At 65.7% G+C, this 12,215-nt stretch carries 12 protein-coding genes and 1 other RNA gene; 10 read left to right on the top strand and 3 right to left on the bottom strand.

The window, feature by feature from the left end; translation table 11 throughout:
• The first annotated feature begins 7 nt into the window (after nt 1-7).
• Genes metA through BOO69_RS07645 form a run of 4 tightly spaced genes read left to right on the top strand, consistent with a single transcriptional unit; the run spans nt 8 to nt 3,429 of the window.
• Nucleotides 8-925 carry a homoserine O-acetyltransferase MetA gene (gene metA, locus BOO69_RS07660; protein WP_071971637.1) on the top strand — a complete coding sequence of 306 codons (918 nt, stop codon included), beginning with the start codon at nt 8-10 and terminating at the stop codon, nt 923-925.
• Nucleotides 926-929: 4 nt separating this feature from the next.
• Complete coding sequence (locus BOO69_RS07655; protein WP_237267588.1) at nt 930-1,901, top strand: alpha/beta fold hydrolase; 972 nt, start codon at nt 930-932, stop codon at nt 1,899-1,901.
• A 48-nt stretch (nt 1,902-1,949) separates the two neighbouring features.
• A complete protein-coding gene (ppk2, locus tag BOO69_RS07650) occupies nt 1,950-2,819 on the top strand; it encodes a polyphosphate kinase 2 (RefSeq protein WP_071971636.1) in 870 nt (289 codons plus the stop codon).
• Nucleotides 2,812-3,429 (top strand): TetR/AcrR family transcriptional regulator, encoded by a 618-nt coding sequence (locus BOO69_RS07645; RefSeq protein WP_071971635.1) that lies wholly within the window; start codon nt 2,812-2,814, stop codon nt 3,427-3,429. The genes ppk2 and BOO69_RS07645 overlap by 8 nt, the downstream gene beginning before the upstream one ends.
• 278 nt (nt 3,430-3,707) lie before the next feature.
• Here the strand turns inward: BOO69_RS07645 and BOO69_RS07635 are convergent, their stop codons facing one another.
• The 3 genes from BOO69_RS07635 to rplM form a co-directional block, all read right to left on the bottom strand.
• On the bottom strand, nt 3,708-4,700 hold the full coding sequence (locus BOO69_RS07635; RefSeq protein ID WP_071971634.1) for an LLM class flavin-dependent oxidoreductase: 993 nt from the start codon (nt 4,698-4,700) through the stop codon (nt 3,708-3,710).
• 156 nt (nt 4,701-4,856) lie between these two features.
• Complete coding sequence (gene rpsI, locus BOO69_RS07630; protein ID WP_071971633.1) at nt 4,857-5,360, bottom strand: 30S ribosomal protein S9; 504 nt, start codon at nt 5,358-5,360, stop codon at nt 4,857-4,859.
• Nucleotides 5,361-5,362: 2 nt separating this feature from the next.
• The gene (rplM, locus tag BOO69_RS07625; protein WP_071971632.1) at nt 5,363-5,824 is read right to left on the bottom strand and encodes a 50S ribosomal protein L13; all 462 of its coding nucleotides are present in this window, start codon (nt 5,822-5,824) and stop codon (nt 5,363-5,365) included.
• A gap of 244 nt (nt 5,825-6,068) precedes the next feature.
• Here rplM and BOO69_RS07620 point away from each other — a divergent pair, with 244 nt between their 5' ends.
• The 6 genes from BOO69_RS07620 (at nt 6,069) to BOO69_RS07595 (ending at nt 12,146) form a co-directional block, all read left to right on the top strand.
• On the top strand, nt 6,069-6,383 hold the full coding sequence (locus BOO69_RS07620) for a hypothetical protein (RefSeq protein WP_071971631.1): 315 nt from the start codon (nt 6,069-6,071) through the stop codon (nt 6,381-6,383).
• Nucleotides 6,383-7,453: a TFIIB-type zinc ribbon-containing protein gene (locus BOO69_RS07615; protein ID WP_071971630.1), complete on the top strand. Its 1,071-nt coding sequence runs from the start codon at nt 6,383-6,385 to the stop codon at nt 7,451-7,453. The genes BOO69_RS07620 and BOO69_RS07615 overlap by 1 nt, the downstream gene beginning before the upstream one ends.
• A 23-nt stretch (nt 7,454-7,476) precedes the next feature.
• Nucleotides 7,477-7,826: a transfer-messenger RNA gene (ssrA, locus tag BOO69_RS07610) on the top strand.
• Nucleotides 7,827-8,107: 281 nt separating this feature from the next.
• Nucleotides 8,108-10,165 carry a sensor histidine kinase gene (locus BOO69_RS07605; RefSeq protein ID WP_071971629.1) on the top strand — a complete coding sequence of 686 codons (2,058 nt, stop codon included), beginning with the start codon at nt 8,108-8,110 and terminating at the stop codon, nt 10,163-10,165.
• Between the two features lie 209 nt (nt 10,166-10,374).
• On the top strand, nt 10,375-11,598 hold the full coding sequence (gene chrA / locus BOO69_RS07600) for a chromate efflux transporter (protein ID WP_071971628.1): 1,224 nt from the start codon (nt 10,375-10,377) through the stop codon (nt 11,596-11,598).
• A gap of 71 nt (nt 11,599-11,669) precedes the next feature.
• The gene (locus BOO69_RS07595) at nt 11,670-12,146 is read left to right on the top strand and encodes an SspB family protein (RefSeq protein ID WP_071971627.1); all 477 of its coding nucleotides are present in this window, start codon (nt 11,670-11,672) and stop codon (nt 12,144-12,146) included.
• Nucleotides 12,147-12,215: the final 69 nt, after the last annotated feature.

The raw sequence follows: 12,215 nt of genomic DNA, 5'->3' as shown, positions 1-12,215 counted from the left end.
CTCTGCAATGCCCATCAAGATTCCCGCAAACCTACCCGCTTACGACGTGCTGAGCCGCGAGGGCGTGATGCTGCTGGATGACGAGCTAGCCGATCATCAGGACATCCGCCCGCTCAAGATCGCGCTGCTGAACCTGATGCCCAAGAAGATCCAGACCGAAAACCAGTTCGCAAGGCTGATCGGGGCCACGCCCCTGCAGATCGAACTGAGCCTGCTGCGCATGTCGGATCACCGCACCCGCAACACCGCCGCCGAGCACATGGAAAGCTTCTATCGCCCGGTCAGCGATGTCTGGGACGAGAAATTCGACGGGCTGATCATCACCGGCGCGCCGATCGAACACATGGACTTCGAAGAGGTCACCTACTGGGACGAGCTGCGCCGCGTCATGGACTGGACCCAGACCAACGTGCATTCCACCTTCGGCGTCTGCTGGGGCGGCATGGCGATGATTAACCACTTCCACGGCGTCAAGAAGCACATCCTGCAGGAAAAGGCCTTCGGCTGCTTCCGGCACCGCAACCTCGCCCCGGCCTCGCCCTATCTGCGCGGGTTTTCCGACGACTGCGTCGTGCCGGTCTCGCGCTGGACGGAGATGCGGCAGGACGAGGTGGACACGCATCCGGCACTGACCACCCTGCTGGCAAGCGACGAGGTCGGCCCCTGCCTGATCGAGGACGCGGGCCACCGCGCGCTCTACGTGTTCAACCATTTCGAGTACGACAGCGATACGCTCAAGCAGGAATACGACCGCGATATCGCCTCGGGCACCCCGGTCAACGTGCCCTGCAATTACTATCCCGACGATGACCCCGCGCGCGCGCCGATGAACCGCTGGCGCAGCCATGCGCACCTGCTCTACGGCAACTGGATCAACGAAATCTACCAGAGCTGTCCCTACGACATCTCCCGCATCGGAACCTGACGCCTTGAGGACCGCACTGATCCTCTTCGTGATCCTGCTCGCGCTGCTGGTCGGCGTGGTGCAGTGGCGGGCCTCCTCGCGCGAAGCGGCTGCGGAGGCGGCGACGCCCCCGGTCGGCAGGATCCTCGACATCGACGGCACGCCGGTTCACGCGCTGGTCATGGGCGAGGGTCCGGACCTCGTGCTGATCCACGGGGCCAGCGGCAACCTGCGCGATTTCACGATGGGCTTCGCCGAACGGCTGGCGGACCAATACCGGGTGATCCTGTTCGACCGCCCCGGCATGGGCTACACCGGGCGCCTGCCCGGTTCCGGCGGGGCATGGAACATCACCGAGGAAACGCCGATGGCGCAGGCGGCGCTTCTGCAAAAGGCCGCCGACCGGCTGGACGTCCGCAACCCGATCGTGCTGGGCCATTCGTTCGGCGGGATCGTGGCGCTTGCCTGGGGCCTTTCCCGCCCCGCCGACACCGCGGCGCTGGTGCTGGTCAGCGCCGTGTCCGAACCCTGGCCCGGCGGCCTTGGCTGGACCTACACGGTCAACGGCTCGCGCCTCGGCGGTGCGCTCTTCGTGCCGATGGTCTCCGCCTTCGTGCCGAAATCCTACGTCGAGGCCAGCATCGGCAGCATCTTCGCCCCGCAGGATGCGCCCGAAGGATACGGCGACCACCTAGGCACGGGATTGACCCTGCGCCGGGCGTCCCTGCGCGCGAATGCCCAGCAGGTCAACGCCCTGCGGCCCCACGTGGTCGAGATGCAGAAGAACTACGCCACCCTGACCATGCCGATCGAGGCGATCCACGGCGACGCCGACACGATCGTGCCCGCCCATATCCACGCCGAGGTGCTGATGGGCGACGTGCCCGACGGCGCGCTCGACATTCTCCCCGGTCAGGGCCACATGCTGCAACACACCGCGCCCGACGCCGTCATCGCCGCCATCGACCGCGCCGCGACGCGTGCGGGTTTGCGTTAAGCCTCTTAACATCCCATATTGAAACGAAAGAACACGACAGGAGGCCGCATGGACCTGCCCTTCGACGGCGCGATCAGCGCATTCTTCGAGAACGAGGCGCCCGACAGCATCCGCAACGCCATCCGGCGCGCGGACAAGGATGACATCATCACCGCAAGCTATCCCCATTCCGAACGGCTGGGGCGCAAGCAGTACGAGCGCGAGTACGACAGGCTTCAGATCGAACTGGTCAAGCTGCAGGCATGGGTGCGCGAAAGCGGCACGCGCATCGTCACGGTCTTCGAAGGGCGCGATGCCGCCGGCAAGGGAGGCACGATCAGCCGCCTGCGCGCCAACCTCAACCCCCGCGCGGCCCGGGTGGTCGCGCTGCCCAAGCCGACGGAGACCGAACAGGGCCAATGGTATTTCCAGCGCTACGTCGCCCACCTGCCCACGGCCGGCGAGATCGTGTTCTTCGACCGGTCCTGGTACAACCGTGGCGTGGTCGAACCCGTCTTCGGCTTCTGCACGCCCGAGCAGAATCGCCACTTCTTCACCCAGGTGCCGGACTTCGAGCGGATGCTGGTGGATGACGGCATCCACCTGTTCAAGTTCTGGCTCAACGTCGGCCGGGGCGAACAGCTCCGCCGCATGCTGGCGCGCGAAAGCGACCCGCTGAAACAGTGGAAACTCAGCAGCATCGACGTGGAGGGCCTCAAGAAATGGGATGCCTATTCCGCCGCGATCCGCGACACGCTGACCCGCAGCCACACGCCCCACGCGCCCTGGACCATCATCCGCTCGGACGACAAGCGGCGGGCGCGGCTCAACGCGATGCGGGTGCTGTGTCATGCCTTCGACTATCCGCGCAAGGATGCCCGTGCCATCGGCGAGATCGACCCGCTGATCTGTGGCGGTCCGGATCTTTGGGATGCCTAAACGCGGCTACCATCATGGCAACCTGCGACAGGCGCTGGTGGATGCCGCCCTCGAACTGATCGAGTCGCGGGGCCCCACCGGGTTCACTTTGTCGGAGGCGGCCAAGCAGGCGGGGGTGACCCCCGCGGCGGTCTATCGCCATTTCGACGGGCGCGAGGATCTGATCGCCGAAGCCGCCCGGCAGGGCTACGAGATTTTTGCGGATTTGATGGACTTCGCCTACCAGTCGGGGCAGCCCTCGGCGCTGAAGGCCTTCGAAGCGACGGGCCGGGCCTACCTGGCCTTCGCGCGGAAATATCCCGGTCATTACATCGCGATGTTCGAAAGCGGCATCTCGGTGAACCGCACGCCCGAACTTGCCGCCGTGGCGGGCCGCGCCAATGCGGTGCTGGAACGCGCCGCCACGGACCTCAGCAAGCACATTCCCGACGACCGCCGCCCGCCTGCCTCCATGTTCTCGGCCCATATCTGGGCGATGAGTCACGGCGTTGTCGAGCTTTTCGCCCGGAACTCCCCCGGTCGCGCCTCGCCCTTTCCGCCCGACGACTTGCTGGAAACAGGCATCGGCATCTACCTGCGGGGTCTGGGGCTGATCCGCCCCGATGAGTGATGTTCTTGCTTTGATCTCGGCTTCGAAGTAAGATGGCACTACAAAGTGTCATGGAGACCAATATGGCCACAAGATCTAGAAACGCTAAGAACGGGCAATTCGTTTCCCCCGCAACCGCAAAACGTCGCCCTGCAACCACTGTCACCGAGGAGATCGGCGGACAGCCTACAGGTCGATCCCGGAGTGCGAAAAGCGGTAAGTTCGTAACAGAGCAGTACGCAAAAAGGCATCCTTCTACGACGATTTCAGAAGACCGTTAGGTTTGATTGACAAGCAGCTTAGGCCGCCACGGCGTCGAGGCCCTGCATGACCTCCGCCGCGATCTCGAAGGATTTCACCCGTGCCGCGGGGTCGTGGATCTGCCCCGTCAGGATCATCTCGTCGGGCCGGTATTCGGCCTGCAAGGCCTCCAGCTGGGCGCGCACCGTCTCCCGGCTGCCCACGGCGGTCACCCGCAGCGCCTGATCCACGCCGCGGCGCACCGCCTCGCCGATCTCGGCGTCGATGTCCTCGACGGGCCGGGGCAACTTGCCGCGCTGGCCGGTCCGCATGCGGGCAAAGGCCTGCTGCATCGACGTCCGCAGGTACGCCCCTTCGGCATCGGTGTCCGCGGCAAAAACGTTGACGGCCAGCATGAAATGCGGCTTGTCCAACTGCGCGGACGGCTGGAACTGGTGGCGGTAGACAGCGACTGCCTGCTCCAGCGCGTCGGGGGCGAAATGCGAGGCAAAGGCATAGGGCAGCCCGAAATGCGCCGCCACCTGCGCCCCGTAAAGCGACGAGCCGAGGATCCACAGCGGCACATGGGTGCCCTCGCCCGGCAGGGCGCGCACCGTGGCGCTGGGCCGCGCATCCCCGAGGTAGCCCTGCAACTCGGCCACGTCGCCCACGAAATCGTCGCTGCCCGCGCGCCGCAGGGCGTGATAGACCGCCTGATCGCCGCCCGGTGCTCGCCCCAGTCCTAGGTCGATCCGGTCACCGTAGAGTGTCGCAAGCGTCCCGAACTGCTCCGCGATGGCGAGGGGCGCATGGTTCGGCAGCATCACGCCGCCCGCGCCCACGCGCATCTTTCGGGTGACCCCCGCAACGTGGCCGATCAGCACCGAGGTGGCGGCAGAGGCGATGCCGGGCATGTTGTGATGTTCGGCCATCCAGTACCGATGGTATCCAAGCGCCTCCGCCCGCTGCGCGAGGGCGGTCGTGTTGCGCATCGCCTGCGCGGCGTCGCTGCCCTCGGGAACCGGACAAAGATCGAGAAGGGAATACTGCATGTCGCTCTCCTTTTGTCCCAATCTAGGCACGGCCACCACGATACGCACCCCCGTCCCGCGACTTTTTCCGGGCGTCCGCCGGGGGAAACCGGCCCGCCGGAAATGAAAAGGGCCGCACCCGGTGGTGCGGCCCTTCCCCGTAATCGAAACAGCGGCTTAACGCTTGGAGAACTGGAAGCTCTTGCGCGCCTTGGCCTTGCCGTACTTCTTGCGCTCCACCACGCGGCTGTCGCGAGTCAGGAAACCTGCCGCCTTCAGCGCACCGCGCAGCGAGGGATCGTACAGCTGAAGTGCCTTGGAGACACCGTGCTTGACCGCGCCGGCCTGACCGGAAAGGCCACCGCCCTTGACGGTCGCGACGACGTCGAACTGGCCTTCGGTGTTGGTGATGCCGAACGGCTGCGCCAGGATCATCTGAAGCACCGGACGCGCAAAGTAGTCGTTCTGCGGCTTGCCGTTCACGGTGACCTTGCCGGAGCCCGGCTTGATCCAGACACGGGCGACAGCGTCCTTGCGCTTGCCCGTGGCATAGGAACGGCCCAGCTCGTCCCGGACGGGTTCGCGGCTGATCGCCTCGTCCGCTGCAGCGCCCTGGACGCCACCGATGTCCTCGGTCACGACATCCTTCAGATCGTCGAGTGTCTTGATTTCGTCAGCCATGCTCATGCGCTCCGGGTGTTTTTCTTGTTCATGGATTTGACATCCAGAACTTCAGGGCTCTGCGCCTCGTGCGGGTGATCGCCGCCTGCGTAGACGCGCAGGTTGGTCATGATCTGGCGGCTCAGGCGGTTGCCGGGAAGCATGCGCTTGACGGCCTGCATCACGACCCGCTCGGGGTGTGCACCCTCGAGGATCTGCGCCTTGGTGCGCGACTTGATCCCGCCGGGATGCCCGGTATGCCAATAGAAGTGCTCTTCGCGCTTCTTGCCGGTCATCTGGACCTTGTCGGCGTTGATCACGATGACGTTGTCACCGCAATCCATGTGGGGGGTAAAGGACGGCTTGTGCTTGCCGCGCAGACGCATGGCGACGATCGAGGCGAGGCGGCCCAGCACGACGCCCTCGGCGTCGATGATGATCCACTTCTTGTCGATGTCTGCCGGTGTCGCAGAGAAAGTTTTCATCGGTCATTCCCGTTTGGTGGTGAAGGAGGCCGCCACGGCGTGCCGCCTGTAAACTGATGGGCGGGTTATATCCATCCCGCGCGGCGGGTCAAGCACGACCTTTCCAAATTTATCCAGCGAAATTAGTGACTTGCAATTAAGGTATCATTTTACCCCATATTTCGGCGGGTTTTTGGCCGCCCCGGTTCCGGCGGGGACCCCTGCCGTGTTACGAAGGGACGGTTCCCGCATGTAAGGTTCGCCGATGTCCCTGCTCCACGGTCCGTTGATCGCCACCCTCGGCTTGCTGGCGCTGTCCACGGCTGTCGGCATCCTGCCGGTCATCAAGCTCATCCGTGTCTACGAGGCAAGGCACGAACTGCGCCCCGGTTCCGCCGGGCGGCTCCGGTCGGTCGCGGGCTGGGCCGTCATCGCCTTCTGGCTGATGGCGACCTGGTTCCTGGCCACGATCATCGGCGACTGGCACATGAGCGGTGACCTCGCCGGGGCGGTGGACAGGTCGTGGCTGCGGCTGCGCATCCTGCTCGAGATCGCGGCGGCACTGGGGGACAACGACTGATGGGCAAGGGCGCGCCGGACCATGTGACCGCCGACCAGGCGGCGCTTTCGTGCCCCAACTGCGGCGCACATTGCGTCTTTTCCCCGTCGGACGGGGCGCTGCGCTGCACGAGTTGCGGCAGCCTCTCCGACCTCGACAGCCCGTGGGATGCAACGGCGGCGCGCGAGTTCCCCTACGCGCCGGACGATGCCGAAACGACCGGGGCCGACCTGCCCGACGTCAGCCACGACCGCACGCACCAATGCCGCAACTGCGGCGGCGCGGTGCTGTTCATCGGGCCCGCGCTCTCCACCGATTGCCCCTACTGCAACGGGCCGGTGGTTCTGGCCCCCGCCGACGTCGGCTACCGCACCACCGCGCTGATCCCCTTCCGCATCGAACAAGCGGCGGCACGCACGCGGATGCGCGCCTGGGTGGGCCGCAGGCTGGCGGCCCCCCGCGCCCTGCCCGCCCTGCTGGACGACGCGCGGCTCGTGGGGATCTACGCGCCGTTCTGGACCTTCGACAGCCACGAAGCGCTGGAATACTGGGCGCGGTACACCACGGGCTCGGGAGACCGGCGCCGCACCCACAGCACCTCGGGCGCGCTCCAGTTGCGCTTCGACGACCTGCTGATGCCCGCCTCGCCCCATGTGACCGCGATGATCCGCGACGGGATCCTGCACGATTTCGACCCGGCGGCGCTGAAGCCGTACCGCGTGGGCTACCTCGCGGGTTTCGCCGCCGAACGGCATCACCAGAGCGTCGCGCAGGGCCTCACGGCGAATGCACCCGACAAGAAGCTGCTGATCCGCAACCGCATCCGCCAGCACATCGGCCGGTCCGGCGTGCACGCCATCCGGTTCCAGACCGACACCACGGGCATCCGGTACCGCCGCATCCTGCTGCCGGTCTGGATCGCGCATTACACCTGGCGCGGCAGGCCGATGAAGGTGGTCGTCTCCGGCATAGACGGCCGCACTTTCGGCGAACGGCCCTTCTCGCGCGTCAAACTGGCCTGCTACGCCGCGGCCCTGTCCGCCGCCGCAATCGCGCTGGGGCTGGCCTGGGGTGCGGGCGGGCTGTTGTGATTTTCCGGATTTCCCGCATCGCGACGATTGAAACGGCGCGCCGGGTCCCCTATATCTGTCTTGTTCTTCGGGACTATGGACATAAACGCGCTCGTAATAAGCGGATCGGACCCGGGGGCGGTACCCGGCGGCTCCACCAATAATCCTTCATTTGGGGATCATGGGGCCGAAACAGGATCGACGAACGTCTAAAGGGGTTAGCTTTGTCCCGGTGAGATACCACCGTTATCGGTTCAAAACGTACAATTGCAAATGACAATCGTGCACCGGTGGCAATGGCTGCGTAAGCAGTCGGATCTACCGAAATCTTAAGCCCTGATGCCTTGCAGCATCAGGCGGGGTTCGCAGGCACCTGGCAACAGAAGCCTGCACTTCATCCCCCAACTTCCGATTGTGCCACAACCACGGCGATGATGCCGTTTTCCGGTCGTGCTGATGCCGTTTTTCGATGGTGTGATCGTGTCACACTACATCAAAAACACCGCGATGGAACGGAATATCAGTGACTTGCAACCGGCACTTCCCGAATAAATGGAAACGTGATGAGTGCATGGTGACAGGCGGTTCCAGCCATCTTCAGCGCGGCAGGGAAAAGGATCTGATCAAGGTATGGTGACCCGCAGAACGGGAAATCGAGCGGCACCTCAACGCAACATGAGGATCTGGGCACCGCGCTTTCTGCTGATTGCGATGGTCAGCGGGCTGATCCTGACGTTCGGCAAACGGATCGAAGATCTTTCCTACCAGACCTACCTGCAGAACCTGCGGATGAATGCCGCGCTCGAGCTGTCCGCCATACGGGAACAGTTCGAAATCCAGATGGTCGACCGCGTGCTGCGTCTGAACCAGCTGGCAAGCGCCCTGTCCGAAAATCCCGACATGAACCAGACCGAATTCAACATCAAGGCGGTCGATTTCCTGTTGCAGAGCAACGACGTGGTGAACATCGCCGCGGCGCCCGACCTCGTGGTCGAGATGATCTTTCCCAAGACCGGCAACGAAGGGACACTGGGACTGGACTATCGCGCGAACCCGCGGCAGTTCCCCAAGGTCGAGGAAGCGATGAACACGCGCCGCGGCCAGATCGACGGCCCGGTGGACCTCGTGCAAGGCGGACGCGGTCTGATCCTGCGTCAGCCGGTCTTTACCCGCCGGGGCAGCAGCAACGCGCTCGAACCCTGGGGCATCGTCTCCGTGGTGCTGGACTACGAATCCTTCATCCAGAGCATCAGCAACGAGGCCCTGACGGACCAATACGACATCGTCCTGCGCGAGCGGCGACCGGACAACCGTTTCGGCGCCGAGCTTCGCCTGGGCGACGTCGGCGCCCTCAGCCGGGATCCCGTCGTCATGACGCTGAACATCCCGCTGGGCATCTGGGAACTCGCCGCGACGCCCATCGAAGGCTGGCCCAAGCATCGCCCCATGTACCTCTGGCACTGGACGCTGCGGTTTCTCTTTGCCGCGCTGGTGGGTGTCGGGCTTTTCTACGTGCTGCGTCTGGCCGACAACCGCCGTGCCGCCGAAACGCGCCTGACAAACGGCATCGAGGCGCTGCCGCACGGGTTCGTCATGTTCGACCCCGAGGGACGCCTCGTGGCGATGAACCGGCGGTACGCCGAAATGCACGGCCCCTCCTCCGTCGTGAAGATCGGCGTGCTCTACGAGGACATCGTCAAGTCCAGCCTCGACAAGGGTATCATCAAGGACGCCGTCGGCCGCGAGGAAGAATGGCTCGAAATGTGGCGCAACCGCCCGCTGGACGGCTCGCTCGACCCCGAACAGATCATTCCGGACGGCCGCATCATGCAGACATCCGACCGGCTGATGGACGACGGCAGCATCGTCGGCCTGCGCATCGACGTGACCGAGCTGAAACGCGCGCAGCAGGCGGCGGAAGCGGCGAACAAGGCCAAGACGGATTTCATGGGCGTCCTCAGCCACGAGCTGCGCACGCCGCTGACGGTGATCCTCGGGCACGCCCGGCTGGCGCGCAACATCGATCGGCTGCCCCCCGCCAAGGCGCTCGAGCAGGCGCTCGAAGCCCACCCCGAGGCCGCCCGCGAGATCGAGCCCCATGTCGATGCGCTGCTCACGCAGGTCACCGGCATGATGGCGCGGCTCGAAAGGTCCGGCGACCACCTGCTGACCCTGATCAGTGAGATCCTCGATTTCGCCAAGCTCGAATCCGGCAGCCAGACGTTGCAGCCCGAACTGCACGAGGTCGCCGACATCGTCACGACGGTCGAAGACCAGATGCGCCCGATGATCGAGGAAAAGGGACTGGCCTTCAACGTGACGGTGGATGCCGGGGATGTTTACGCCGACGCGAACCGCGTGCGGCAGGTTCTCATCAACCTCGTCGGCAACGCCAGCAAGTTCACCAAGGAGGGCAGCATCGACCTCACCGCCTCCGTCAGCGAAGATTCCGTCGTGTTCTCGGTCCGCGACACCGGCATCGGCATTCCGCAGGACCAGGTCAGCCGCGTGTTCGAAGCCTTCCACCAGGTCGATTCCACCTCGACCCGCCAGTTCGGCGGCACGGGGCTGGGGCTGGCCATCTCGCGCGACATCGCCGAAGCGCACGGCGGCACCCTGACCGCGACCAGCGTTCCCGGCGAAGGCAGCACCTTTGTCATGCGCCTGCCGCGCGGGTCGCAACAGGCCGCCGGGCAGGACGCCGAAGACACCCCCCGCAACCTTGTGGCCTGACCCGCACCCGCTTGCTTGACAGCCCCGCAGGGCGGTGTTGTCCTTGCGCCGGGGCAGCCGCGAACGCCCCGTGAGGCAGCCGCCGAAAGTTCGCATGGTTTCTGCCCGCGAGGCCACCCGCAATGCCCGGACCTGCCCCGCGCGATCCTCTCCGATCCCCCCCTGGCGATGATCGATCCCCGGCCGACGCCGCCATTGCCTGGGGCGAGATGCTGCGGGTCTTCGGCCGCATCGGGCTGCTGTCCTTCGGCGGACCGGCGGCGCAGATCGCCATCATGCACGACGAACTGGTGGAACGGCGCCCGTGGCTGACCGAGGCGACGTTTCTGCGCGCGCTGTCGCTGTGCATGTTGCTGCCGGGGCCGGAAGCGATGCAGCTTGCCACCTACGCGGGCTGGCGCCTGCGCGGCGTTGCAGGCGGCCTTCTCGCAGGGCTTTTGTTCGTCATTCCGGGCGCGCTGGTGATCGCGGCGCTGGCGCTGGGGTACGCGTTCTACGGTCAGGTCCCCCTCGTGCAGGCCGCCTTTCTCGGGATCAAGGCGGCGGTGATCGTCGTCGTCTTCCAGGCGCTGCGCAAGGTCGCCGGCAAGGCGCTGGACGGCCTGCAGGGCTGGGCGCTGGCGCTGCTGTCCTTCACGGCGCTGTTCGTGTTCGGTCTGCCGTTCCCGCTCATCATCCTGTGCGCCGGCCTGTGGGGCTTGGCGCGGGGGCGGCCCGCCCCGCAAGAGGCACAGGCCCCGCCCGTCCGCGCGGCGCACAGCCGGCGCACCCTGCTGGTGTGGGGCACGCTCTGGGCCGCGCCGCTGGCGGTCCTCTGGGCGATCGACCGGGAATTCCTGCTGCAACTGGGGCTGTTCTTCTCGCGGCTCGCCGTCGTCACCTTCGGCGGGGCCTACGCGGTGCTGGCCTACATGACCCAGACGGTCGTGCAGGACTATGGATGGATCGACACCGACCAGATGATCGACGCGCTGGGGCTGGCCGAAACGACGCCGGGGCCGCTGATCCTCGTCACCGAATTCGTGGCGATGATGGCAGGCTTCGCGCAGGCGGGGGTCGGCGGGGCGCTGGCGGCGGGTGCCCTCGCGCTCTGGGTGACCTTCACCCCCTGCTTCCTGTGGATCTTCCTCGCCGGCCCCTACCTGGAGCGGATTTCCGCCCAGCCGCGTCTCTCGGGCGCGCTCCGGGCGATTACCGCCGCCGTCGTCGGCGTGATCGCGAACCTGTCGGTCTGGTTCGCGATCCATGTCCTGTTCGACCGTGTCTCGACGGGTGATCGGCTCGCCGTGCCTCTGCCGGAGCCCGCCAGCTTCGATCCGCTGGCAGCCGGTCTTGTCGCCGCCGGACTGGTGCTGATGCTCGGGATGCGGTGGGGATTCGTGCTGACGATGGCCGCCCTCGCCGCCGCCGCCCTGCTGTTCGGCGCGCTTTGACACGGCCCCCCTTTTCCTTGACGGTGAATGGGCTATGCTTCCCCTGCCCAAGGGCGCAACCGGAGACCGCGATGAGCCGCAAGATCGACTATGGCAACCTGATGCACGAAGCCATGCGGGGACTGATCCGCAAGGTTCTCCTGGATGTCGCGGAACGGGGCCTGCCGGGGAATCACCATTTCTTCATCACCTTCGACACCTCGCATCCGGATGCGGAACTGGCGGACTGGCTGTCGGACCGCTATCCCGGCGAGATGACGGTGGTCATGCAGCACTGGTACGACAAGCTGGAAGTCAGCGAAGAAGGCTTTGCCGTCACGCTGAATTTCGGCGATGCACCCGAACCGCTCTACATTCCCTACGACGCGATCCGCACCTTCGTGGACCCGTCGGTCGAATTCGGCCTGCGCTTCGAGCAGCAGGACAGCGAGGATGCGCCGGACAAGCGCCAGCGCGATCTGCCCCAGCAGACCGAGGACGAGTTGGAAGTGCCCGAAGAAGCGCACAAGGACGCCGAGATCGTGTCGCTCGACTCCTTCCGCAAGTAGCGGTGCGGCGCGGCACCTGTTAGCGCCACCTCCCGATTGCACCGGATCACGCGGGCCGCTAAACCCGTG

Source organism: Sulfitobacter alexandrii (assembly GCF_001886735.1).
In the GTDB taxonomy this organism is placed as follows: domain Bacteria; phylum Pseudomonadota; class Alphaproteobacteria; order Rhodobacterales; family Rhodobacteraceae; genus Sulfitobacter; species Sulfitobacter alexandrii.
This window is presented reverse-complemented; position numbering and strand designations above follow the sequence as displayed.